Origin of the sequence: Paenibacillus sp. AR247, from assembly GCF_002968895.1 — a bacterium.
Lineage (GTDB): Bacteria > Bacillota > Bacilli > Paenibacillales > Paenibacillaceae > Paenibacillus_AQ > Paenibacillus_AQ favisporus.
The window spans coordinates 1372179-1396480 of the sequence record NZ_PCZT01000009.1; the positions used below are offsets into that span (position 1 = coordinate 1372179).

Genomic DNA, 24302 nt, shown 5'->3' on the forward strand with positions numbered 1-24302 from the left:
CATGTGTAAACGAATGGCTCTGAATCAATCCGAAGGTCGTAATCCCGATTGTCATGCCGAGCGAGCGCAGGAAGTTCAGCGTCGAGCTGGCCGTTCCCCTTTGCCGGTAGTCCAAACCATGAATGGCGGCGTTTCCGAGCACCGAAAACGATGCGCCGATTCCAAGCCCGATCAGAATCATATAGATCGTCACGATCAGCCGGGTCGAGTTCACCGATAAGGTGGCGACCAAGGCCGTGCCGACCAGGAATAACAGCAGCGTCGGAATCAAAATGTTCCGGTACGGCATTTTGTTCATCAGACTGCCGCCCAGCGTCGCCGTGACGACCGAGCCGACCATCATCGGCAGCAGCACCAGCCCTGAATTGGTGGCCGAACCGCCCAGCACGCCCTGGATAAAAATCGGAATGTACACCGAAGCCGCGATAAACGCCGCGCCGCTGAACAGGCCGACCAGGACGCTGGTGGCGTACAGCCGGTTTTTAAACAATCCGAACGAAATGACCGGCTCTTTCGCTTTGGTCTCGGCATACAGGAAGGCGATCAGCAGCACCGCAAATCCTCCGAACAAGGAGAGAATCTCCCAGGAATCCCAGGCGATTTCCTTGCCGCCCAGCTCCAGGGCGAACATGAGGCAGATCACCGCTCCCAGCAGCGTAAAGGCGCCGAACCAGTCGATCGGCTGCTTGGAATGCTCATGCGACTCCTTGTAGAAAAACGCCACCATGATGAAGGCGATGACGCCCAGCGGCAAGTTGATGTAGAAAATCCACTCCCAGGCGATATGATCCGTTATGTACGCCCCGAGAAGCGGTCCGAAAATGCTGGACATGCCGAACACGGCGCCGAACAAACCGCCGAGGCTGCCGCGCTTCTCCAGCGGGACCGCATCGAACATGATCGTAAACGCGATCGGGACCAGCGCTCCGCCGCCAATGCCCTGAACTGCCCGGTACAAGGCCAGTTCCGTGATCGTGGTCGCCGTGCCGCACAGCGCAGACCCCAGCATGAACAGAATAATCCCGAAGACAAAAAACTTTTTGCGGCCGTACATATCCGACAGCTTTCCGAAGATCGGCATCCCGGCCATTTCCGCCACCATGTAGGCCGAGGTGACCCATACAAACTTATCCATGCCGCCGAGCTCGCCCACGATATTTCCCATGGCCGTGGCGACGATGGTGTTATCCATCGAGGCCATCAGGATGCCCAGCAGCAGGCCGGCGATGACGACCGGAAGACTGCTTTTTTGTGCAGGTTTCACGTTCTCAAACACTCCTTTAAATTTCTGATTTCTCTGTAACCGGTTCTAAGTGTAAACAAAAAAGTATGACAACTGTATGTCATACTTCTGAGTATTTCCGAATCATTTTTTTTAGTTTGGCGTGGACGGCCTCGCGAAGCTCCGGGGGCTCCTTCACCTCGGCACCGTCGCCGAAGCTGAGCAGCATCGGGATAAGCCACTGCGTTCGCTCCATATGCTCCAGGGTAATGCTAAGCAGGAACGAACCGTCGTCGAGATACGTTTTCTCCGCTCCATAGAAATAATCCATCGCTCTCGCCAGGCAGTCGGAAGAAAAATGAATCACCGCATGCACCGGGTTTCCTTGGTTGTGCAGCTGCTTAAATGTCACTTCTTCGGGAGCCGCATGCTTATGCTTCGTAAAATGCTCGCCCATCGCCTGCAGGTCGGCCATCCGGGACAGCCGGAATTTCCGGTAATCCTGGCGGTCCCGGCAGTAAGCGAACAGGTACCAGACGTCGTACTCGTAAATCAGCCGCACCGGCTCCACGATTCGCTCGGTCTTCTCATTTCTGGCGTTGATATATTTGAAGCGCACGACACAGCATTCCGTGATTGCCGCCCGCAGCAGCCGCAAAGAGTCATTATACAGCTGCCGGCTCGCTAGATTCATCGACAACACCGGCGAATCCTTTTCGTGCTGGATGGTCTTCAGCCTTTGAATCGTTTCGGCCGCCTTTTCGTCCTCGAACACGGTCGACATGCTGGAGAGCAGCGTCACGAGCGACCCGACGTCATACGATCCGAGCAGGCTTTTTTCCATTTTATAATCCTTGATGATGCCGAAACCGCCTTTGACCCCTTGGTAGGACACCACTGGAATGCCAGCCGCGCAGATGACATCGATATCCCGGTATATGGTCCGCTGCGAAACGTTGTACTTCTCGGCCAGCGCCGACGCGGTAATAATTTCGTGATTCAGCAGCATGTAAATCATCGATATGATGCGTTCGAGCTTCAATGCGTTATCCTCCTGCACCTGTTCGCCGCCGTTCTTCAAACGGTTAGCGGTTCTCTACGCTTCATTATAATTTACGGTACTTCTTCAGCGCAAAACTATTTAGCAGGATGAGCGCGATGTTGGCATGGGCCGCCTTCATTACGCCTCCACGGTCTGCGTCTCGACGGTACCTCTTGCCGTTTGCCGGTTTTGCCGAGCCTTCAGAGCCGAGCCAAGCAGAACAACCAGACTAACCGCGGCAATGCCGGTTAACACGACTGTCGAATGATTCCAATCCAGGCCCCGGCCGAAGAAGAACATTTCACGCAGCCCTTCCACCATAAACCGCATCGGCAGCCAAGAAAACACGTAGTCGCGGTAGAACGATCCCATCATCTCGGCAGGAAGGCTCAGCAGGGGAGCCCCGAAGAAGAGCAGCAGGATAAACAGCACCATCGACTTGAGCCCTGCCCAGGACAGTACGGCGGAGATCATCAGGAAAAAAGCAAAGTAGCATAGTGACAAAAATATCGCCGTAGCCGTTCCGTCCGGAATATGGAGTCCCCAGCTCCCAGCAAACCAGGTCAGGCCGAACCCGGCAATGAGTGCCAGAACAGCTCCCGCAACGGTCTGGACTACTCGGGCAGCGAGCAGAGATCGGCGGTAGGCAAAGTTCAGCTTGCTGATGAAGAGATAGAACATAACCCCGCCAATATGCTGCCCATCCAGATTGGCTGGAATAACGACACCGGTGCGTTGCCGTTCGCCGTATGGGTGCCTGTCTCATGGACATTTTTTACGTCCTTCGCAATAGGCGCCGCCAGCACGGATGCCTGCTGCACCGTAACCTTGCCGCTCTGCTTACCGGCTGCAGCCAGCAGGTCAGCGCGGATCTTCACATTCATCGTGTCGACGATTTGGTTGAGCACCTGACCGGCCATGGTGGAAGCCGAAGAGCTCATGCCTTGGTTCACGTAAATGCGCAGCTGAGGCTGCACCGGTTTTTCCGTCAGCAGCGTCCCTTGATTCTGGCTGAAATCAGCCGGAACGACCAGCGCGGCATAATATTTCTGTTCATCCAAACCGGACATCGCTTCCTTTTCCGTGTTTACATGAACCCATTCAATCGCCGGTCCATCTGCTGAAGCCGTGGATGAAGTCTGCTGTTTGATCATACCGGTCAGGACCTGCTCGAGCAGAGCGAAGCCGAAGTGATTGAGGGGATCATCGCGATCATTACGAAGGCGACGTCAGAGGATCTGGAAACGTACCGGGAAACCGGCATTTCGGTCTCCCTGATCGTTACCGTGTTCGAATATATCGAGGAGCATGCGGCTTTTCTCAAAGCCATATTGGGGCCAAAGGGCGACGTGTCTTTCCAATCGCAGCTGAAAGCGATGTTCCGGAAAAATCTGCTGGAAAAAAATTTATCGCCGCTGATCCGCAAAGAGAATCTGCAGGTCCCTGCCGAATACTTCCTGTCATATGTGTCTTCCGCCCATCTCGGCATTATCCAGCAGTGGCTGATGAGCGGAAGACAGGAAACGCCGGCAGAGATGGCACGCATTCTTTCGCTGCTCACGTTCCGGGGTCCTTTCTTTGCCGCAGGCATAGCCGTATCGGATCCTAAGGCTTGACGCCAACGACGGTAAGCATGTACATCGTTATGGATTCAGCCTCAGACTGAACCCATTGGCGGTACTCCCGCTCCGCCCGTTCGTATTCCCCGCGTGTTATGAATCCATCCCGCTCCATTTGCGGGCCCCTGCTGGAAGCGGTATCCGCCCAAAGGCCAGACCGCTGCACGTAATCGGGATCATCCCGCCGCACCGCTTCATGACAGGGCGTGGCCTTGATCTGCACAAGTCCTGCCTGCCGCAATAAGTCCGGGAGATCGTCCGCAATCCGGTTGTTCAGGCCGGCATCCTTCCGCCAGTTTAGATACGCGGAATAGAACACGAGCATGCTGGCAGGCGGCTGCGGCGACCAGGCTATTTTTTCGTGGTTATAGTCGGCAATGACGATCCTCCCGCCAGGCTTTATCGCCTTTACCATAGCCTTGAGCGCCGTCAATGGATCGGGGAGCCATACCATGAGCCTTGAGCAGGTGACGATATCAAACCTAGGACAACCCTCCACAGCTTCCTCAAGCGAATAGATGTCCCCTTCCGTAAACGACAACCCGGCAACCTTTCCATGCGTTTGCCTTGCCTGCTTAATCAAATGGGGGTTTTGATCCACCCCGACTACGCTGCCTTCCGGACCTACGGCTTCCGCGATGCCGCGGGTAATGGCTCCCGTGCCGCATCCAACATCCAGGACCGACATGCCCTTCGTTAACATTCCTTGCAGGATGGGATGCGATAATGCCAGCGTTCTGGCCTGAAGAACATTCGTCAGTTTGCCGGATAATTCGGTACGCCGGGTCATCGGCTCATTATTCATTTGCTGCCGCCTCCTGTTCATTTCCGGATAATTATTTTCAGATTAAGCTTACACAAAGGATTGTTATAGTTCTAATATATAAATCATATAGATATAATAGTTTTTAACTATAAAAACTGTGATCCACGGCATCCGATCAGGAAAGCTGGAGGTTTCCCTCCCCACTATTCATGCGCCGCAACAGAAAAAAAGAGCCCCATTACCATCAACGTGGGCTCCCAACCATACCATAAACTTTATAAGTGATGACTGTTTCATTCCAGCCGGGATCCGGACTTCCTTAGAACGCAATGGCTGCTGCTGGCTGAACCTTCGCAAAATCGCGGAACATCCCGTTGTATTCCTCGATGATCTCCCGGGCGGTCCTGCCGCCTTGGTCATACGTCGTGTGCGCGTCTTCAACGACCACCACCTCGTAGCCCAGCTGTCCAGCGCGCTTGCTGGTAGCTTCAACGCACATGTCGGTTTGAATACCGGACACGATCAGCCTCTGCACGCCAAGCGAATTCAGTTTCTCCTGCAGGTCCGTCTCGTGAAACCCGTCGGGCGTAAATTTCTGCACGACGATCTCCCCTTCGGCAGGAGCGATTCGGGACTGAATCTGCCATGCAAAGCTGTTCGGCTCCAGCTGCTCGCCCGATTCTTCGTTATGCTGAATGTACACGACAGGTACATCGCTTGAGCGAGCCTCCGTGATAAGACCTTGGATCTTGTCCAACAAAGCTTCGCCGTCGAAAACGGGATACTCCGGTACAAACATGCCTTCCTGCACGTCAATGACCAATAATGCGGTACCGCTGCTCATTTTGCTTTCCCCTTCCAGGATGGTTTTCATTGGCTCTCTGTTCATATCCGCATGCTGTCTTGAAATTATCATACCGGAACATATGTTCCTGGTCAATGCGGAATTATGCTATTCCGTGAACCACTCCGGGAAATGCTTCCGCAAATACTGCAGCTTAACCTCGGTCTGGCCTGCCCCTCCGCCCTCATGTCCGTTGAACGGATAGATGACGATGTCCTTGTCGCTTTGGATCCGGTTATAGGTCGCGAAATACATCTGGGGCGGACAGGTTTCGTCCTTGAGTCCAACGCTGGCTAATACCCGGCACGCGATACGATCGGCCATATTCATCGTGTCAAAATAGCTCAGGTTGTCCATCACAAGATCCGTCTGCTCCGGGTGGCGGTTTAAGTACTCGGCTACCGCAGCGAAAGCCCCGTGGTTGCCTTCGATCCGGCAGACGAGATTGCTGTTGCTCGGCACGTCAACCATCGCCAGCACAGGACGGTCGTCCAGGGCGGATACCGCCGTCCCGAGCGCACCGCCTTGGCTGCCACCCTCGATCACGATTTTTGAAGCGTCGATATCCGCTTGTGCGCAGGCAAAATCGATCGCCTTCAGCGCATCCATGTATGCATAACGGTAATAATACTCCCATTTGTTATGTACGCCTTTGCTGGCCACGTTCGCCACATACCCGTGCGAGTATGAAGCGCTGTTACCGGTCCGTCCACCTTGGTCACGGCAGTCCACCGACAATACGGCCATCCCCATCATCACCCAGTGCATCAGCTCGGAAGGCTTGCCCCTGCTTCCGGTAAAGCCATGGTAATGGATCAGGCAGGGATATTTCTCTTTGTTGTCAAAAGCGGGAACGATCAGCCAGCCGTAAATTCTCGTCTCATCCATTCCGCAATACGAAACGTCGTATACCTTCACGTGCCGCGTCGGATATTCGATCAGCATACGCTCCGGTTCCAACGGAACCTCCTTGGCCTGCCTGATGGTCGTCTCCCAAAACTCGTCGAAATCGTCTCTCTTGGTGAGAGGGGGAAGGTAACTGTACAGTTCCTTCGACACCTCGTCTGTGTAGCCCATCGGTTTCATCCTCCTTCATAACAAGCAGTATACCGGATATGCCCCGTATTTGCACCGGTATTTGCCTCGGTCCTCTGATAAGAATATTGGCAGCTCCGGGCTATCCCATAGGACAGAATCAGCTTCGGCATCGCACACCCTGAGAGACGTTGTTTAGACACGTCAAATTCCCCGCAACACGAAAAAACCGTGAATTCTACCGTCATACGCGGATAGAAACACGGTTTGCCCGCACGCTCTCAAACTTGCGTGTCACGCCTCTGGCTCGCCCATCAGCCAGCGGTTAGACTCGTTCGCTTCCGTAAACTCCTTAATGTCGTAGGAGCCATAGTAACGCTCCTTAATAAAAGGATCCTGCATGACCCAGTCCTCAACCTCTTCGGCGCTGCGTCCGCTGAAGACCATTACCGCACCGTCCCCGTCTGTAAAAGGTCCGCATAACCGCAGACAGCCTAACCGGCTCATCGCCTCAAGGTGCTGAACATGCTGCTCTAGTAAATCAGTGCAGAGACTCCCGGTTTGTTTATCTCCTAATAACACCAAAAAGCTTTTCATTAAGTCCCCTCCATCCGAATGTACGTTCCCATTCTATTATAACGGATGGTGACGAGGGATTCATAGTTTGTAGAAAGCGGCAGTTATGCTTGACGATTCATCAAGCCCCGGCCGATCAAATTGGCGGAGACGGGCTTGATCCCGAGTTCCCTGGACCAGACGGACAGCTGCCCTACATGGTGAATCTCGTGAGCGATCATATGCCGGACCACTTCGCCCCATCGGTCCTCAACAGGGTGACCGTCTGGATGGACATCGCGGAATACGTTGTATTCCCAAGCATCATTCCAGGAGTAAACAAACTCCTCTACTTCCGGCTTGAACGATTCCTGCAGTTTCAGCACCTTGTCCAGACTGCGGTACCCATCAAAGCTCTCCTGAAAATCAGGCTTCCCCTGCAGGCAGCGGACCCAGCTCCATTCCACATCGACGATATGAAACAGGGTGTGCAGAATTCCGCCTACTCCGCCTGTGCGGGTGCGAAGCAGCTCCTCCTCCGGCACGCTCTCACACCAGCGGAACCAATCTTCACGAACCTGCCAATTATATTGGAATAACGTTTTAATGAGCAATCTCCTCTTTCGTATCGGAATCTGTCTTTGTCATTTATGCCTAAACGGCTATTTCATTTACTCATAAAGCGCGCCGGAGAACAATGGAAAATAAAATATACCCGTTTTATACCGCTGCCTTTCAAGTAGAATGAAAGATTATATCTTGGTTTTGAAGAGGTGTGGAACCACGGGTCACTGCTGCCCGGGCTTGTCATGTACCTCGATGACGATGCTTCCACTTGCTTTCCCGTCGATGTAGGCGTCCAGCTTCCATAGTCCTTTGGCCGGCAGATTCAGATAGCCAACAGATTCGACGTACTCCCGTGGCTCCTCCACAGGATCGTCATTCTGGATTTGCGTCTTCCCTTCAAAAGCCGTCACCTGCTCTCCCGTCTCCCGGCTTGTTCCGATGACTTTCACTTCTTTATCCAGCAGCCGCCCGGTTTCTTCCGGCGAGTCACCCGAAAAGTGGAGGAGCTGCTTGTTGCTCGAATTCGCCTGTACTAAGCCGTCTACGATGGCAAATCTGTCTTTGATTCCCTTGAGCCCGTACGGCACCGGATTCCCATCAGGTCCGGATTTGGAAATCGTAAACGAGGGGCTCTGCTGCCAATCTTCGTATCCCCCTGCTGTTTCTTTCTTAACTTCGCTGCAGCCGGACAGCAGGAAGACAACCAGGAACGTTGCCCATATCAATCGCAAAATACACTCCTCCTTATTTTGAGTCAGGGGCTGGATAAAGGGATTTTCTCGTAAACCTTCTGCCCGCCGTTCCATTATTAACCGGATATTTTTTTCTCCAGCGATCGGACCTGGTCTTTCAGTTCCCGAATCTCCCGGTATAAGTCCTTGTAAGCGGAATAAACGAAGGATCCGATCACCATCAGCAGTAAGCCTGCGGTGGGAAGGAGGAGTTTCAGGCAGTCCCATACAATATAATACACATCTGGCGTATCCGATCTCGTCGTTCTGGGTATCCAGAGTGCCAGTCCCCAGAGAAGGAGCATCAACCCCGCGATCATGGAACAGACATAGAGGATCCGGTATTTACTAGTTTCCATTCCACTGCTCCTTTCACAGCTCCATCCCTTACTATATACCATATTTTTCAAACAAAGTCTGCCTTTACCCATGATCCAAAAAGCACATTGTCCGCCCCAACCATCTATAGGCATGACCTTAAATAAAACCCAAAAGCTTATCCATTCTGGACTCCCCTGCTGTCCACCGTGCCGCTGCGGTAATCCAATGGTGGATGAACCATTCATCCACCACCCCGGCTATCCATGAAAAAAGGAGCAGGCATCCCGCCTGCTCCTTCTTACCGTTTGCTCCGTCCGGAAGGGGTAAACAGCACCGGCCGGGACGCAGACTTTGCCTTCTTCAAGCGCTGCGCCTTGCTTGGGAACCGGCTCCCTGAAGCAATCGCCGCGGGTATGACCGCCGCGGGTGCGACCTGCAGCAGTCCGGCGCCTACCGCCTGCCACCAGTCGATCCCTTCCACAATGTCGGAAACAAAGCCGTTTCCGTTTTGGTCCAGCACCTTCACGGCGAACAGCTTGACTTTGGGCGCATTGCCGAAAATTTTTTGCCTCCCGGTGGCTGCCGCGATTCCGGCCACATGCGTGCCGTGGCCGTTGTCATCCTGAAACGATCCGCCGGTAATCGTATTTACACCGCCCGCGATACACAGATCCGGATGTTTGGCGATGCCCGTGTCGATGATGGCCACCTTTACTCCTCGGCCCATCGTCCGGTTCCACAGCTCGGGCGACTTCACCCTACTGACATTCCAGGGAATTTTGGCCGTGTCCACCAATGCGCTTTTCTTAGTGGCCTTGTTCGCACCGCCGCGTTTGGCGGCAGCCGCAGGCTTGATCGCGTGCGCCTTCACTTTCGCGTCCCGCTGGACATAGGCGACACGGGGATGCTGTTTTATTTTTTCCATATCCGTGGAGCGATGAAAATGGCAGCAGATCAGCCGGTGGCTGTCCACGGCCTTCACCGGTTTGATTCCATTTGCGTTGAGTATATCAAGGCACTGCCGGTAATCCTGCTGCGTTTTGAACACGACGATCTGACGACTTGTTGTTTTACTCGGACGACTTACGGCCGTTTTTTTCAATAACTTCTCCAGCTGCTTCACTGTATGCACCTCATTTGGAGGATGTATTCCTGATAGAATATGTGACATCGCCCGCATTGGTGTGCCTTTGCCGTGCTGCCTCAGCATTAGCCCAGGAATAACCTAACCGCCCGGAAGAGTCATCAAATTAGCGCTCATGCACGCTGTGCCTGGAGCAATCGTTGAGCACAAAAAAAGCCCCCGTCCTTCCTACGCAGCATTGGCGTAAGACAGACTGAGGGGCGTCACCGTTCTCAAATCTTCTTATTCTATCATTCTAATATCAAAACCTATCACTTTGCTGACCTGTTTATTCGTTACCTCTTCGCTGCGATCTTACTGCTGATCCTTCGTCACCAGCTTCAGCGGCGCCGGGATCGACTTGTCGACCGTTTTGCCCTGCAGCACGTCCTTCGCCGCCTGCACGGCCATCTGGCCGATCAGCTCAGGCTGCTGTGCCACAGTGGCGGTCAGCTTGCCGGCTTTGATCGAGTTCAGCGCGTCCTCGTTGCCGTCAAACCCGATGACCGGGATGTTTTTGCCGGAGCTTTGGATCGCTTCGATCGCGCCGAGCGCCATCTCGTCGTTGTGGGCAAAGACAGCTTGCACGTCCGGGTTGCCCTGCAGCAGGTTTTCCATGACGTTCAGACCTTTGGTCCGGTCAAAATCGGCCGCCTGCTTGGCAATCACGTTCAATTCGGTGTCGGCCACTTCGTGGAAGCCTTTGCCGCGTTCACGGGTTGCGGATGCCCCCGGCACGCCTTCCAGCTCGATGACTTTGGCGCCTTTGCCGAGCATCTTCACGATGTATTCGGCCGCCATTTTGCCGCCCTTGACGTTATCCGATGCAACCAGCGCTTTGACGTCCCCTTTGTCCGAAGAACGGTCCAGCGTAATAACCGGAATCCCCAAATCGTTGGCGTTCTGCACAACAGTAGAAATTGCGGCGGAATCTGTCGGGTTGATCAGGAGCACGTTGACCCCTTTTTGGATCAGGTCGTCCACGTCATTGCTCTGCTTGGCCGAGTCGTTCTGGGCGTCGACGACGATCGTTTCCATGCCCTGCTTCTTGGCTTCGGCCACCACGCCGTCCTTCAGCGAGACGAAGAACGGATTGTTCAACGTGGAGACGGACAAACCGATTTTCATTTCCTTAATATCGCCGCCCGTTTTGGGCTTGGCCCATTCCGGCGGTTCCAGCGAACAGCCTGTGGTCAGAATCAACAAGAGTGCAGCTGCAATTAGCGTTAATTTTTTCATGATGATCTACTCCTTCTTATGCGGATTTCTTCCGGTCGATCAGGACGGCGATCAGAATAACGATCCCTTTGACGACCATTTGGTAAAAGGAAGAAACGCCGAGCAAATTCAGACCGTTGTTCAGTGTACCGATAATAAGCGCGCCGATCAGGGTGCCGACGATGCGTCCGCGTCCGCCGGACAAGCTCGTGCCGCCAAGGACGACCGCCGCGATGGCGTCAAGCTCGTAGGATGTGCCTGCCGTCGGCTGCGCCGAGTTCAGGCGGGAGGTCAGGATGGCGCCGGCCAGAGCCGACAGCAGTCCTGCCAGGGAATAGATCATAATTTTTACGCGTGGTACCTTGATACCGGATACGATCGATGCTTTTTCGTTACCGCCGATGGCATAGGTTTTACGGCCAAATGGCGTTTTATTAAGAATGACCCACAGAATGACAAACGTAATGATCATGGTGATCGCCGGTACCGGGATACCGAGCTCGTATCCGCGCCCGAACAGCTGGAACAGCCGGCTGTCGCCAAGTCCTGTAATCGGGTTACCGTCCGTGTACACCATCGTCAAGCCTCTGAATACCGTCATGGTCGCCAGTGTCGCGATAAACGGCGCCATTTTACCTTTTGTAATGAGCAGGCCGTTCACCATACCCATCACGCCGCCGAGAAGACAGCCGATGATGATCGCCAGGATCGGATCAAAGCCCGACACCAGCATATTGGCGACAAACGCACTGGACAATGCAAGAATCGAACCGACGGACAAATCGATGCCGCCTGTCAGGATGACGAAGGTCATACCAAACGCGATAAGCGCGTTGATCGACACCTGGCGGAGCAGGTTCAGAATGTTAAGCGGTTCCAAAAAGCTCGGATTCAGCACCGACACGATGATGATTAGGATGATCAGCCCCAGCAGCGGGCCCAGCTTTTGCGTCACTTGCGATAGTTGGAAGCCTTTTGGTTTTTTAGCGTCTTGAATGGTTGTCATGTTACTGTCCTCCTGTTGCTAACGTCATTATTTTTTCCTGCGTGGCTTCTTCGCTGCTCAGTTCCCCGCTGATTTCGCCTTCATGGACGACCAGGATCCGATCGCTCATGCCCAGCACCTCAGGCAGCTCGGAGGAAACCATAATAATCGCAACGCCGCGTTCGGTTAATTCGTTCATCAGTTGATATATTTCGCGTTTCGCCCCGACGTCGACCCCGCGTGTCGGCTCGTCCAGGATGAGCACTTTCGGACCGATGCCGACCCATTTGGCGATGACGACCTTTTGCTGGTTACCGCCGGACAGGTCGCCTGCCGCGGTTTCCGCAGACTGCGTTTTGATCTGCAGACGTTTGACCAGCAGGTCGACGAAGTCTTTTTCCCGTTTCCCGTTTATAAAGCCTTTGGACGTAAAGCCGGACAAGCTTGGCAGCACCATATTTTCCCGGATCGAAAAATCGAGCAGCAGCCCTTCATCCTTCCGGTCCTCGGTAATAAAGCCGATGCCGCGTTTGACCGCATCGTCAGGCTTGCGGATATGGGCTTTTTTGCCCTTAATCCATATTTCCCCGCTGTCCAAGTGATCGAGCCCGAACAGGGCACGCATGATCTCGGTCCGCCCCGAACCCATCAGGCCGGAGAAGCCGACGATCTCGCCGGAACGAACTTGAAAGCTGACGTTCTCGAACAATCCCTTGCGGGTGGCGTTCTTTACTTCGAGCACCACATCGCCGGGCGACGGGTTCCGGTGCGGGTAACGCTCGGTCAGCTCGCGGCCGACCATTTTTTTCACGACCTCGTCAAAGTTGGTGTGCGGAATGTCCCTCGTATCCACTGTTTTCCCGTCGCGCATGACGGTGATCCGGTCGCAGATTTCAAATATTTCTTCCATCCGGTGCGAAATATAGACGATGGAAACGCCTTCCTTTTTCAAGGCGGCAATCACTTCGAACAGCTTGCGGATCTCCCGCTCGGTCAGCGCGGCCGTCGGCTCGTCCATGACGATGACTTTGGCGTCGGTCATGAGCGCCTTGGCGATCTCGATCATCTGCTGCTGGCCTACCGAGCACTCCCCGGCTTCACGCTGGAAGGGGATGTCTACCGACAGCTTGTCGAATTGAGCCTTTGCCAGCGTTTTCATTTGTTTGGTGCTGAGCAGTCCCCACTTCGTGGTCATTTCCTTGCCGATAAACAGGTTTTCAATGACAGTCATGTCGGGCCAAATGTTCAATTCCTGGTGGATAAAAGCGATGCCCGCTTTTTCCGCTTCCTTCGGGTTTGGAAAATACGTTTCCTTGCCGTCGATCCGGATGACGCCCTCATCCCGCTGATGCAGACCGATAAGAATGTTCATCAGGGTGGACTTGCCGGCGCCGTTCTCCCCCATCAAGGCGTGAACTTCGCCTTCCCGAAGCTCAAAATCCACTCCGCTCAGCACGTGGTTGGTGCCAAAGGATTTATAAATGCCTTGCATTTGTATGTGCATAAGGGTTCCTCCTCTTTATCCAAAATGGACGCCGGATTGCAGAATGCAGTTGGCGAACGGCTTGGCTTCTCCGGTCCGGATGACCGCCTTGGCTGTGCGGGTCAAAGCTTTAAACTGTTCGTGAGGCACGTCCTCAATCGGGCAATCCACAAATGTATGGTCAATGTAAGCTTGCGCCTCTGGGTTATCCGTTTTCATTTCCGCGGCGACGATGACCTTTTCGATTTCCATGTCCTCCGCGATGGAACTCACAACCTCCTCAAAGCTCGGATTCCCAAGCTTCAGGGCGAGGTCGATTTTGGTGACCCCTTCGGGGATGGGAAGGCCCACATCGGCCACGACGATCGTGTCGGTATGGCCGAGGTCGGCGAGGACTTTGGCAATGTGACTGTTCAGCATCCCATGTTTTTTCATTACAGGTTCTCCTCCACTTCTTGACGCGTTGGCATGCCGCCCTGCGCGCCGAACTTCATGACCGACAGCGAAGCGGCACGGTTGGCGAACCGGACGCTGTCCGCGATCGGCTTGCCTTCAGCCAGCGCCACGGCAAAAGCGGCGTTAAAGGTGTCTCCCGCTCCGGTCGTATCAACTGCTTCGACGTTATAGGAAGGAATCACAACCTCTTCCTGTCCGTCAAAATATCGCACGCCGCTGCTGCCTTCGGTAATGAACAGCTTGTTCGGATACCGGCGCAGCGCTTCGGATACTCGGCCATCGCCGAACATGATCGCAGCTTCGTGCTGATTCGGCGTGATGTACGCCGCGTTCTCGATCACTTCGTCCTTGACCGGACGCGCCGGCGCCGGATTCAGCAGCAGCGGGACGCCGTGCTCAGCACAGATCCGGCTTACGTGCTCCACCGTTTCATCGGGAATTTCCTGCTGGATCAGCACCATATCGGCGGCGGTGATCGCTTGTACAGCCTTGTCGATATAGGCCGGTGTGACCTCATCATTGGCTGCTTTGACAACAACGATACTGTTGTCCCCTTCGGCGAGCACAATGTGAGCCGTTCCGCTTTCCATATCTGTAACCGGTTCCACATTGTCTACAGAAACTTCATTGGCCCGGAAATTGTTCAAAATGGCTTCGCCAAAATGATCATCTCCCACCCGGCCGATCATGCTGACTTTCGCTCCAAGCCGGGCGGCTGCCACCGCCTGGTTGGCTCCCTTGCCTCCAGGCACGGTTTTAAAGCTCTCTCCGAGAACGGTCTCCCCCGCTCCCGGACGTTTGGACGATGTCACTACCAGGTCCATCGAGCTGCTTCCGATTACGCAAATGTTAGCCATCTTAATCCACCTTTCTGGTCGTATCCCGCTCTACAAAAGATACGGGCAGTTGTATATTTCGATTGTCCACTGTTCCCTGCTCGATCAGACGGATCAGCAGCAGCGCCGCTTCCTTGCCCATGTCGTAGGCCGGCTGCCGGATCGTTGACAGCGACGGGGAGAGCAGGCTGCTGAGCGGGATATCGTCAAAACCGATCACCTGCACATCCTCCGGCACCCGCTTGCCGAGGCGCTGAGCCTCATGCAAAACGGCGGTCGCCACGATATCGTTGCTGGCGATGACCCCGTCGGTGTCGAGATGCTTGGCGAACAGCTCTTTGGCCCAGCTTTCCGCTTCCGCAAAGGAAAAGGACGAAGTCTGAATGATGTTGTAGTCGATCCCCGCTTCCTCAAGTACCTCCACGGCGCCTTGGAACCGGTCCTGGGCGGGACGGATATGTACAGGTCCGCGCAGGACCGTGATCCGCTTGCTGCCGCGGGCGATCATTTCCTGGGCGGCCAGCCGTCCGCCCTTGCGTCCGTCCGAGTAGACTGACGGGCTGTCGCTGGACGTCCGGTCCAGAAACACGACCGGGATGTTCAGCTTGGCGTATATATCCGAATCCGGACGGTTGGTTGAAGAGATGACGCCGACCACGTTATTTTGAATGAAGGTCTGGATGTACTCCTGTTCCTTCTGCTCGTTCTCGTCACTATTGCCGAAAATGATGCGGAATTCGTTAGCCTGCATGCCGTCCTCCACGCCCCGCGCCAACTGCGGGAAATAGGGGTTCGTAATGTCAGGCAGCAAAAGTCCGATCAGCCTCGACTTGCGTGTGTATAATGATCTTGCAACCTCGTTTGGCGCGTAATTCAACGCTCGAACCGCGTCTTCCACTTTCTTGCGGGTATCGGCGTGTACGTATCCTGTTTCATTAATGCACCGGGATACGGTCGCAACCGAAACACCTGCATGGCGTGCTACATCTTTAATCGTTACCATCTGAAATTATCACCTCGAAATGTGGAACCGGTTACACACATAAAGTAACACATCACTTTGCGTTTGACAATAGCGCTTTCAAAAGTTTTTGATTGGATAATTTTTGCAGATGGCATAAAATGCATGCGCGGTGCGGAAAAATAAGCACAGTGTGCTTGGTGTCCTCAGTGCCGTATAGGGCGTAAAAGTAACAGCTATTTTGTGATCACTACTTCCGCCCAGTCATCCATTGCTGCGAACAACGGAAAAAGTGCAGTTCATTTCCGATTCACTGGCTTGCGGCCGTTTCACCGGAAATGAACTGCACTTCTGCATGCACTTATGCAACTAGTTAGCTTGTAACGCTCTGTTTTGCCAAACAAGAGTAAATTTCAGGTACTTCGAGTCACTTTGCCCCTTGCCACTCAACCTTCTTCATTCCTGCCTCATTCCTGCCTAATTCCTGCCTCATCCCTGCTGTATTCCTGCTCTTCCCCTGCCTTATTCCTGCTTCATTCCGGACCGCTCCACCCATACGATCTCCGCCTGCGGATCGGCTTTGCGAACTACCGCCTTGAAGCGCGGCACATCCAGCAGATGCACACTGTACACCAATCGCGTCTGAGCGGAAACCCGCGCGTAGTCGCTGTCACGATCCATCTTACGATCACGGTCTTGGCCGATCTCAGCATCATTCCACGCGAGTCCTTCAAGCCGCAGGCGGCTTTTCATTTCGGCCTCCACCTGCCGGGGATTCGCCGTCGTCACGCCGGCCAATCGGCGAAACCCGAATATGACGATCCCGGCGGTTTCATACGCCGCCAGGCAGGCGAACGCGGAGTACAGCGTCCGCTCCCACCCCAAAGCCGCGCCAGCGGTGACCAGCACCAGGGCGTGGCAGAGCAATAGCAGCCGCTCCACGGAGATGGCCGGGCGGGTGCCTGCCTGAATTCCGGCCGATCGGATGCGGTCGGTTTTTTCAAGGCCAAGCGCGTCCAGCAGGCCGCCTGATTTGACGGCCAGCCCGCCGCCGAAGCCAAGGCACAGGCCGCCTGCCAGAGCGGCAATGACCGGCTCACCGCTGACGGCTGGCAGCGGCGCCAGCAGGAACGCCGACCCGGCAAATGCAAGCAGCCCCGGGAGCACCTGGAGCAATATTTTTTTCCGGCCCAGAAGTGAATAAAAGAACAGCAGCGGCAAATTAAACAGCACCAGCAGCATCCCGAAATGATTATCGGTGTGAAACGACACCAGGCCGGAAATGCCGGTGACGCCGCCGGCGATCAGCTCGTGCGGATGCAGAAATAGCTCAACGCCGACCGAGGCGGCGATGCCGCCGATCACCGATTTGAAGATGGCATGCTTGCTGTTTCTGCCGGAAGCTCCAAATGTTTTTCTCATGACCATACGGCCTGCTTGATCGGATCATGCATAACCTTCCCTCCCTAAACTGAAATGGAAGTCCATTGGATGGGATCGCATTTACCCAAACATTCGTTAGTCTTATCCAGCCGCTTCACCATCGCGAACAATGGAACTAGCCTTGCAGCATTCTTTCGGCTTTTTACAGCGCCTCTTCCTTCTGAATTCCCGGTTTTCGGTCCTTAAATTTGATCCAGCGGTTCAAGAAGGTAAAAATCGATTTCGACTGCTTGGTCAGCAGCGGACCCAAGATGGCCAGGATCAGCACGTAGATCGCCGAGAACGGCTGGAGGATTTCCATCAGGCCGCCGTCTTTGCCCAGGTTCGCCATAATGATCGAAAATTCGCCCCGCGAAACGATCGTCAGCCCGATGTTGGCCGATGCTTTGGGAGACAGCGAAGCCGTTCGCCCGGCCAGCATGCCTGCACTAAAGTTCCCGATCAGCGTCACAATGACCGCTGCCAGCGCAAGCCATATGGCACTTCCGCCCAAGGACATCGGATCAATGGACAGGCCGAAGCTGAAGAAAAAGATCGCCCCGAAAAAATCCCGGAACGGCATGATCAAATGCTCGATCCGCTTGGCGTGTTCCGTTTCGGCCAGCACCAGCCCGACCAGCAGCGCCCCGATCGCCTCGGCCACGTGGATCGTTTCGGAAAAGCCGGCGACCAGAAACAACGCGCCGAAAATAACCAGGGCAAACAGCTCGTTGGAACGGATCCGCAGCCATTTGTTCAGATAAGGCACCGCTTTACGTCCGAGAATAATGACGGCGAGCATAAACCCGAGCGACACAAGTGCCGACAGCAGCACGCCGCCGATCGAGCTGGAGTCGCTGAGCACAAACCCGGACAGAATCGAGATATACACAGCGAGGAAGACGTCCTCGAACATGATGATGCCGAGAATCATTTCGGTTTCTGCATTGGCGGTCCGTTTCAGGTCCACCAGCACCTTTGCTACGATCGCGCTGGACGAAATCGTCGTAATTCCCGCGATAATCAGCGTCTCGGCGAGCGGAAATCCGCTGAAAAATCCGAGCATCAGCCCAAGCGTAAAATTAATGCCGATATAAATCGAACCGCCCACGGCGATCGACCGACCCGACTTGATCAGCCGGCCGACGGAAAATTCGAGCCCGAGGTAGAACAGCAGGAACAAAACGCCGATCCGTCCCATAAAATCGATAAACGGTGCGCTGTCGATAAACCGGAAATCGAAATGCCACAGCTCCATCGCATGCGGACCTACCGCCATGCCGATCAGGATATAGAACGGGATCACCGAAAACCGCAGCTTTGCCGAGATCAGTCCCCCCAGTGCAATGAGGACTAGCGCTAAACCAATTTCAAATACCAAATGCTCCATCCTTTCACCCGCTTCCGTTCATTAGAATTTGTTTGAACCGCTTTTGCTGCTCCCGTTCTCCGATGGCGACAACCGTCGCCTCCGCGTTCAGCACGGCTTCCGGGCCGGGATTCACTTGTTTGCCGTTACGTTTATCCAGCAGCGCGATCACCGAAACCCCGGCATTTTGCCGGATATTTAGCTCACCGATCGTCTTTCCCGTGCATCCATAATGGGGCTCGATCCGGTACCACTCGATCGTCAGCTCGTCAAACGCCATTTCCACCCGTTCGAGCTGCTTCGGTTTGTACGTCATACCGCCGACAAGAGCGGCCAGCTGCCGCGCCTCTGGATCTTCCAGGGTCACCATCGAGATGCTTTGGTCCAAATCCTCATACGAAAAATGGTACAGCTCACGCCGGCCGTCATCATGAATGACCACGACCATCCGGTCGCCGCTGGCGGTATCCATTACATATTTCATCCCGATTCCGGGCAATACAGACTCACGAATATCCATGAGAATAGCCTCCTGTAATTACATGTTTATATTTGAGAAACATTTCACATATCATTGGGTTGATGTAAATGGCAGAATGCCACGTTTTTTCAAAAAAGCTCGAGGCAACCGCAACAAAACACACTCAGACTAAATGCTGCCGTAACAAAGGTATACAACTTGCCATCAAAGCCATTGCAATCCGCAGCAAATCCAGCACTGCATCAAAGCCCAAAAAGCCTGGCCGATCCAGCATAAATAACAACAAAATATGCCTAACTGATTTACTTTCATGCTAAATACAGCCGTTGCCGAAAAAACAAACGATCAACGATAAATCGTGACAAAAATACCAAATAACGAAATTCTTCACACGTCAGCAAACACTCAACGGCATTGCCACATGCAGCGAACAGCAGCTATCACAGAGCCAAGCCATCCTGCGGTCTTTCATCCATTTTGGGGTACACGAAACGAACCGTCCCGCTATCGGCTTTTTTACAGTCCAGGTGCGAGAATGCCCCGGAGCATGCCAATAAGGAACCGTCTATTCAGGAAGGAGATTAAGCCACATAACTCGAGGTAAATTTTATCGGAAGTAGCAGTAAATATTTTTTACGGAGAAAAACACACGGAACAAAGGGTAGCCGCGGTTTCGGAATACGCAGCACAAGCAGCAGCGGCAGCACAAAACAGAGAGGAAGCGCTGACGCCAGCATGATCAGTCTCTGCATGAGGGTTGGCGTTTTCCGTACCAGCGGTTTGCTTGGAGGATCGATCCGGCTGTACACCGTCTCGGTTTCCGTCGAACTTGCAGGGGAGGTAAACACTTCTTCTTCCAGAGAAACGGGAAAGGTTGCCATCTGAATGACACCCAGAACGACAATGAACATCATCCGAAGTCTATTCATCCATGCTGCCATCCTATCCCCCCTCTTGTGAAAAATTCATATATGATTATTCTAACACAAATTAGAGGATGTCTTCAAACCGAAGGACAAGCCGGGACAAGCTGTGAACACCCTGATAAAAATTTTTGATCGATTTTGAAGGGCTGACGCAATCTGTTGCCTCGATACCAGAACTCCAGAGGTGATGACCTAGACAGCAATAGCAATAGGACCAAAAAACCGGCGGAACCAAGGAGTTCCACCGGTTTTCTTCACAATCTCACCAGAAAAACTTGCAGATAAGCTTATTCCGCCCAATTCACCACGATCTCAATCCCTTCCGGTACGCCGGGGTATCGGATCAAGACCGTTTTTGAACCGGGATCATAGGCACAGGCTGCCGGCTGTCCCCCTGCCGTCACTGCCGACGGTTCAGCCGGAACGCAAATACGCGTGCTGACCGTCATTTCGGAAGGGGACTCGGAGACGAATGTCAGCTTGCCTTCGAGGTACTGCTCCTCGCGAATCCGGGATGCGCTGACAAGAATGACCGGCTTATCCTGTAACTGTGCTGCCGGATGGTCCAGATCATACAGAAGACGGTCATCACCGGGCTGAAGTTCCACACGGCTCAGCACGGGCAGCTCCGGATCAAAGAGATCGACGAACGCCCCTTCGAGCTGTGCCGCCGGCTCCGCGGCATCGCGCTCGTCGAGCGCATGCGCGATCACATACGGACCGCGCCGGATGTGAAGCAGGCCGCTCTCAAGGTACGCGTCCTGCTCCCCGCGGAACTGGAGCGCCTGACGCACGCTGCTCCGCACCTGCTCGGCGCCTGCATCCGAGCGGGACAATTCCGCAGGATGCTGCCGGTAGTACAGCACGGCCCCATCGCCGACCCGGTGCTCTCCTTCGCCCGGGTTACGCCCCAGCCCCATCGACTCGAACAGATGCTCTTCCGCCCGGTCATAGGCGCGGCCGGCGTCGCGGTTCCACCATTCCTGCACGTTGTGGAATGGATCGCTCCCATCGCCGTAATAGATCAACACGCCTCCCTCGCGGACCCACTGCCCGAGAACCTGGTGAATGCCGGGATGCTCCGGCTTCATCAGCTCGTAGCTCAGCAGGAGCACGCGGTAATCTGCCAAATATCCGGGAAAGGTCAGAATATTGTCCAGCTGGACCGGCCGCAGCGGAATGCCGGCTTTGACGAGCGGCAGCGCCATCCCGTAAAAGGCGGACCAATCCAGCAGCTCCTGCTGCGCTTCGCTCAGCTGTTCCGTGCCGGAGGTGCCGTCGTACTTAAACTCCTGTTTGCGTCCTTCTTCGTCCGGATCGACGTCTCCCCGCTGATACATCGCGGAGTTCGCCAGCAGAACGCCGACGCCGGTCGTCGCCTTGCCTTCCTGCACATCCCCGTCATACCGGTGAATGTCCCGCAGCACATTCATGACGGTAAGCAGCGACGTTTTATAGCCGGCCGGGATGACTTCCTTGCCGCTGCCGCCCTCTTTCGGATACCCCAGTTCGAACACCCGCCAAGGCCAAGGACATACCTCGTATTGGGAAACGCCCGGATGCAGCAGTGAGGCCACGACGGTCGAGCGGTAATTGTACGCGTAATCCTTCCACGTATAGCGCGGATTGTCCTCGATCGGGTCGTGGAGGAACCACATTTCGCGGCCTGTGCCGCGGGTCAGCTCCTGCATGACGCCATACTCCAGGAATGCTGTTTCAAATGTACGTTCCTTACGGACACCCTTATAGACGTTTGCGGTCCGTGCAGTTCCTGTCCAGATCTGGGCGATGAAGCCGTCGCAGGCCGGCATGTTCACGAGCAGCGCTTCCGGGCTGATGATCCGCCACTGCGTGTAGTTGATCAGGCTGTGCGTCGGGACATAGAAGCGGACTGTGCGTCCATAGTGAACAAGCGCATACTCCTTCATCTGGCTGCAGATCCGGTCCAGCGTCCGGTAGTACACATACGCTTTCAGCTTGGAAGCGCGATATTGAGCGTCAGGCGACGAGTGCGGAGGAATCCAATCCTCACCGTAGTAGTTCCGCCACTCCCGCTTGAAGGCTTCGGAGTAACCCGAAGCCGCCCAGAATTCCGGCTCCTCCATATGGATGGCCTCGACGCCGCTGTCGATCGCCATCTTGATATGGGTCGCCAGGTACTCGGCGAACGAAACGGTCGGCACCATGTACGGGACGTCCTTGCCGTGGCTTACCTGATCCCCCGCCCGGTTGACCTGGGCTTCATCCCAGTGATTGCGCCCGTCGAAGCGGCCGTACAAATAATCCTGGTACTCCCCCCAAGATACGCCGGTCATCAGATGAACCGTGTATCCTGCCTGCTTCCAGCCTTGAATGCGCTCCGGCAAATCATCCGATATGCCGTAGACCATAACGAAATCCGTGCGGAGATCATACTTCGGCCCGTAAGGACGGGATTCCTGAAATCCCGTCCACTCCAGCCCCTTGCTTCCCAATCGGCTGCTCAAGGGTAAACCCTCCTTTAGTTAGGCATCGACAATTTGACGACTTCTTTCCCTTTCAGCTCTTCGTTTACATACTTCATGGCGTCATCGTAACCGGTGTTCTTGATTTGCTCGCGAAGGTCGTTTATCACCTTCAGGGCCGCATCGTCCGACTTGGCGAAGATCGCCTGCTTCCATACGTCGTTGATTTGGTCCATGGACGGCTTCAGCGTTTCCCATTGCGGCGATTTGGTGATCACATCCCCGGATTGAAGGCGGAAATGACGCTGATGCCGTTCGGACGCAAAATTTTACGCGCGTTGTCCATCGCTTTCAGGCGATCCTGATCTGCCCAAATATCACCGCCGCCGACCGAATTAATGCGATCCATGCCGGTCATATTTTCCAGCCCAATGCTGATGCCTTCGTTCTTCTTGGCCTTGCCTGTCGTGTCCGCTGTAAACTTGTCGAACCATTCTTGTTTGGCGGTCGGTTTGCCATCAACCATATCCCATTGCGTTCCCTGAATGCCGTAATGCACAAGCATAAAGCCTTCGTCGGAAGCGAGGAAATCGAGCAGCTTCAGCGCGGCGTCGACGTTTTTGGCTTTTTTCGTGATGACGGTAACGTTATTTCCTTGAATGTTCAGGTCGACCGGACGGTTCGGTTCTGCCCCTGCCCGCTCAAGAGGTCCGACAGGGACGTAATCGCTGCCCGGATGCGCTTTCACATATTCCTTTGAAGCGTCCAAGATTGCTGGATAATGCGCTGACAGTACCGCGATGCGCCCCTGCTTGATTTTCTCGTTCGCGATCGGGTCGGTCTGCGTAAAAGCATCCGGATCCAGCAGTCCTTCGGAAATCAGCTTGCGGTAATACAGCGTGTAATCCTCGTAAGCTTTCGTAAAGAACACATGCTCCAGCGTACCGTCGCCTTTGTCTTGGTAATCGGCCCCGTAGAACATTGTATTCCCGATGCCTACCGCCCATCCGTCATGGAAGCCGCCGAGCGGAATGACCGGAGCGCCGTTTTCGCTCAGATTGGCGTCCTTGATCTTTTTCAGGAAATTGTAGAAATCGTCCTTGGTCTTCACGGACTGCGGATCGACTCCGATCTTATCGGCAATGTCCTTCCGTACGTAAAATCCGTACAGCCAGTCGTTGACGTCCTTGTCGGTTGCCGGCTGGTTCTGGTACAGCATGTACTTCTTGCCGTCAATCCCGCCGATCGCTTTTTCGTACAGCGCCGGCGGCACGTTTTCCTTGGCGATCGCCTTGGCCAGGTTCGGATACTGGTCGATTTTATCCGTCAAATCCACAAGCTGGCCTTCTTTAGCTGCCTTGATGATGCCGTCCAGCTCGCCGCCCCAGGCAGGTCCGGTATAAATGTCCGGCAGGTCCTGCGTTGCAAAAATCGTGTTGACTTTCTCGGCCTCGCTGCCTTTCGTGTAGTCGATTTTTACCTTGATGCCGGTTTTCTCCTCGATCGCTTTGAGTACAGGGTTCGTTTCCGAATCGGAGCCTGAGGAACCGTTCCAGTTATTCAGCACCGTGAGCGTAACCGTTTTGGAGTCCGCGCCTTTGTCTCCCCCGTCCGCACTGTCGCCGCTGCCGCTGCTGCTGCATCCGTACAGCATGCCGGATATCAGGGTAAACGCCATCAGAGAAGCTGCCAATTTAAACCGCTTTTTTCTCATATGAACCCTCCCAATTTGAATGAATGTATATGATATAGTCCCGCATGCAGGACGTCTATCCTTACCCTTTGACGGATCCGATCATCGTTCCCTTGACAAAATAGCGCTGCAGGAACGGATAGATACACAGGATCGGAAACACGGTAATGACGAGCAGTGCCATCCGGAGCGATTCCGGCGTA

The 24302-nt window shown here is 54.4% G+C and carries 26 protein-coding genes and 1 pseudogene; 1 reads left to right on the top strand and 26 read right to left on the bottom strand.

The annotated features are described in order from the left end of the window. The 4 genes from CPT76_RS14520 to CPT76_RS14535 all read right to left on the bottom strand — a co-directional run. The coding region (locus tag CPT76_RS14520; RefSeq protein ID WP_258168629.1) for an MDR family MFS transporter at nucleotides 1-1201 on the bottom strand (1201 nt) is incomplete at its 3' end. A gap of 142 nt (nucleotides 1202-1343) precedes the next feature. Beyond that, entirely contained in the window at nucleotides 1344-2264 is a 921-nt protein-coding gene (locus CPT76_RS14525) for a helix-turn-helix transcriptional regulator (protein ID WP_105443407.1), read from the bottom strand. 138 nt (nucleotides 2265-2402) lie between these two features. Next, nucleotides 2403-2945 (bottom strand): ABC-2 transporter permease, encoded by a 543-nt coding sequence (locus CPT76_RS14530; protein WP_105443408.1) that lies wholly within the window; start codon nucleotides 2943-2945, stop codon nucleotides 2403-2405. Continuing rightward, complete coding sequence (locus CPT76_RS14535; RefSeq protein WP_308737632.1) at nucleotides 2918-3442, bottom strand: YhgE/Pip domain-containing protein; 525 nt, start codon at nucleotides 3440-3442, stop codon at nucleotides 2918-2920. Before CPT76_RS14535 ends, CPT76_RS14530 begins: the two co-directional genes overlap by 28 nt. 12 nt (nucleotides 3443-3454) lie before the next feature. Here CPT76_RS14535 and CPT76_RS14540 point away from each other — a divergent pair, with 12 nt between their 5' ends. Next, nucleotides 3455-3880 carry a TetR-like C-terminal domain-containing protein gene (locus CPT76_RS14540; protein WP_181152855.1) on the top strand — a complete coding sequence of 142 codons (426 nt, stop codon included), beginning with the start codon at nucleotides 3455-3457 and terminating at the stop codon, nucleotides 3878-3880. Here the strand turns inward: CPT76_RS14540 and CPT76_RS14545 are convergent. The 22 genes and pseudogenes from CPT76_RS14545 to CPT76_RS39720 all read right to left on the bottom strand — a co-directional run. Then, on the bottom strand, nucleotides 3870-4688 hold the full coding sequence (locus CPT76_RS14545; RefSeq protein ID WP_105443411.1) for a methyltransferase domain-containing protein: 819 nt from the start codon (nucleotides 4686-4688) through the stop codon (nucleotides 3870-3872). The two genes, CPT76_RS14540 and CPT76_RS14545, sit on opposite strands and share 11 nt — an antisense overlap. Nucleotides 4689-4968: 280 nt before the next feature. After that, nucleotides 4969-5493 carry a cysteine hydrolase family protein gene (locus tag CPT76_RS14550; protein ID WP_105444089.1) on the bottom strand — a complete coding sequence of 175 codons (525 nt, stop codon included), beginning with the start codon at nucleotides 5491-5493 and terminating at the stop codon, nucleotides 4969-4971. A gap of 108 nt (nucleotides 5494-5601) precedes the next feature. Then, nucleotides 5602-6570: an acetylxylan esterase gene (locus CPT76_RS14555; protein ID WP_105443412.1), complete on the bottom strand. Its 969-nt coding sequence runs from the start codon at nucleotides 6568-6570 to the stop codon at nucleotides 5602-5604. 252 nt (nucleotides 6571-6822) lie between these two features. After that, nucleotides 6823-7125, bottom strand: coding sequence for a YciI family protein (locus CPT76_RS14560; RefSeq protein WP_105443413.1), 303 nt, complete (start codon nucleotides 7123-7125; stop codon nucleotides 6823-6825). 83 nt (nucleotides 7126-7208) lie between these two features. Next, nucleotides 7209-7691, bottom strand: coding sequence for a DinB family protein (locus CPT76_RS14565; RefSeq protein ID WP_105444090.1), 483 nt, complete (start codon nucleotides 7689-7691; stop codon nucleotides 7209-7211). A gap of 180 nt (nucleotides 7692-7871) precedes the next feature. Beyond that, nucleotides 7872-8381, bottom strand: a complete 510-nt coding sequence (locus CPT76_RS14570; protein WP_105443414.1) for a hypothetical protein — start codon at nucleotides 8379-8381, stop codon at nucleotides 7872-7874. Between the two features lie 77 nt (nucleotides 8382-8458). Beyond that, nucleotides 8459-8740, bottom strand: a complete 282-nt coding sequence (locus CPT76_RS14575; protein WP_105443415.1) for a hypothetical protein — start codon at nucleotides 8738-8740, stop codon at nucleotides 8459-8461. 260 nt (nucleotides 8741-9000) lie between these two features. Beyond that, nucleotides 9001-9825, bottom strand: a complete 825-nt coding sequence (locus CPT76_RS14580) for a S8 family serine peptidase (protein WP_181152856.1) — start codon at nucleotides 9823-9825, stop codon at nucleotides 9001-9003. A gap of 315 nt (nucleotides 9826-10140) precedes the next feature. Continuing rightward, on the bottom strand, nucleotides 10141-11064 hold the full coding sequence (gene rbsB / locus CPT76_RS14585; RefSeq protein WP_089546759.1) for a ribose ABC transporter substrate-binding protein RbsB: 924 nt from the start codon (nucleotides 11062-11064) through the stop codon (nucleotides 10141-10143). A 16-nt stretch (nucleotides 11065-11080) separates the two neighbouring features. Beyond that, entirely contained in the window at nucleotides 11081-12049 is a 969-nt protein-coding gene (gene rbsC / locus CPT76_RS14590; protein ID WP_076167363.1) for a ribose ABC transporter permease RbsC, read from the bottom strand. Between the two features lies 1 nt (nucleotide 12050). Further along, a complete protein-coding gene (locus tag CPT76_RS14595; RefSeq protein WP_105443417.1) occupies nucleotides 12051-13532 on the bottom strand; it encodes a sugar ABC transporter ATP-binding protein in 1482 nt (493 codons plus the stop codon). Between the two features lie 15 nt (nucleotides 13533-13547). Continuing rightward, nucleotides 13548-13946: a D-ribose pyranase gene (rbsD, locus tag CPT76_RS14600; RefSeq protein ID WP_105443418.1), complete on the bottom strand. Its 399-nt coding sequence runs from the start codon at nucleotides 13944-13946 to the stop codon at nucleotides 13548-13550. Beyond that, nucleotides 13946-14824 carry a ribokinase gene (rbsK, locus tag CPT76_RS14605; protein WP_105443419.1) on the bottom strand — a complete coding sequence of 293 codons (879 nt, stop codon included), beginning with the start codon at nucleotides 14822-14824 and terminating at the stop codon, nucleotides 13946-13948. The genes rbsD and rbsK overlap by 1 nt, the downstream gene beginning before the upstream one ends. Before the next feature lies 1 nt (nucleotide 14825). After that, nucleotides 14826-15806 (bottom strand): LacI family DNA-binding transcriptional regulator, encoded by a 981-nt coding sequence (locus tag CPT76_RS14610; protein WP_105443420.1) that lies wholly within the window; start codon nucleotides 15804-15806, stop codon nucleotides 14826-14828. Between the two features lie 480 nt (nucleotides 15807-16286). Next, nucleotides 16287-17186, bottom strand: a complete 900-nt coding sequence (locus CPT76_RS14615; RefSeq protein ID WP_105444091.1) for a YitT family protein — start codon at nucleotides 17184-17186, stop codon at nucleotides 16287-16289. A 163-nt stretch (nucleotides 17187-17349) separates the two neighbouring features. Then, a complete protein-coding gene (locus tag CPT76_RS14620; RefSeq protein WP_076167377.1) occupies nucleotides 17350-18576 on the bottom strand; it encodes a cation:proton antiporter in 1227 nt (408 codons plus the stop codon). 4 nt (nucleotides 18577-18580) lie between these two features. Beyond that, nucleotides 18581-19075, bottom strand: a complete 495-nt coding sequence (locus CPT76_RS14625; RefSeq protein ID WP_076167379.1) for a cation:proton antiporter regulatory subunit — start codon at nucleotides 19073-19075, stop codon at nucleotides 18581-18583. Nucleotides 19076-19617: 542 nt separating this feature from the next. Further along, a complete protein-coding gene (locus CPT76_RS14630) occupies nucleotides 19618-19965 on the bottom strand; it encodes a hypothetical protein (protein ID WP_143811838.1) in 348 nt (115 codons plus the stop codon). A 284-nt stretch (nucleotides 19966-20249) separates the two neighbouring features. Beyond that, complete coding sequence (locus tag CPT76_RS14635) at nucleotides 20250-22448, bottom strand: hypothetical protein (RefSeq protein WP_105443421.1); 2199 nt, start codon at nucleotides 22446-22448, stop codon at nucleotides 20250-20252. 14 nt (nucleotides 22449-22462) lie between these two features. After that, nucleotides 22463-22684, bottom strand: a complete 222-nt coding sequence (locus CPT76_RS39715; protein ID WP_258168488.1) for a hypothetical protein — start codon at nucleotides 22682-22684, stop codon at nucleotides 22463-22465. Next, nucleotides 22681-24120 (bottom strand): extracellular solute-binding protein, encoded by a 1440-nt coding sequence (locus tag CPT76_RS14640; RefSeq protein WP_258168490.1) that lies wholly within the window; start codon nucleotides 24118-24120, stop codon nucleotides 22681-22683. Before CPT76_RS14640 ends, CPT76_RS39715 begins: the two co-directional genes overlap by 4 nt. Before the next feature lie 61 nt (nucleotides 24121-24181). Then, a pseudogene (locus CPT76_RS39720) lies at nucleotides 24182-24302 on the bottom strand (carbohydrate ABC transporter permease); the annotation flags it as partial.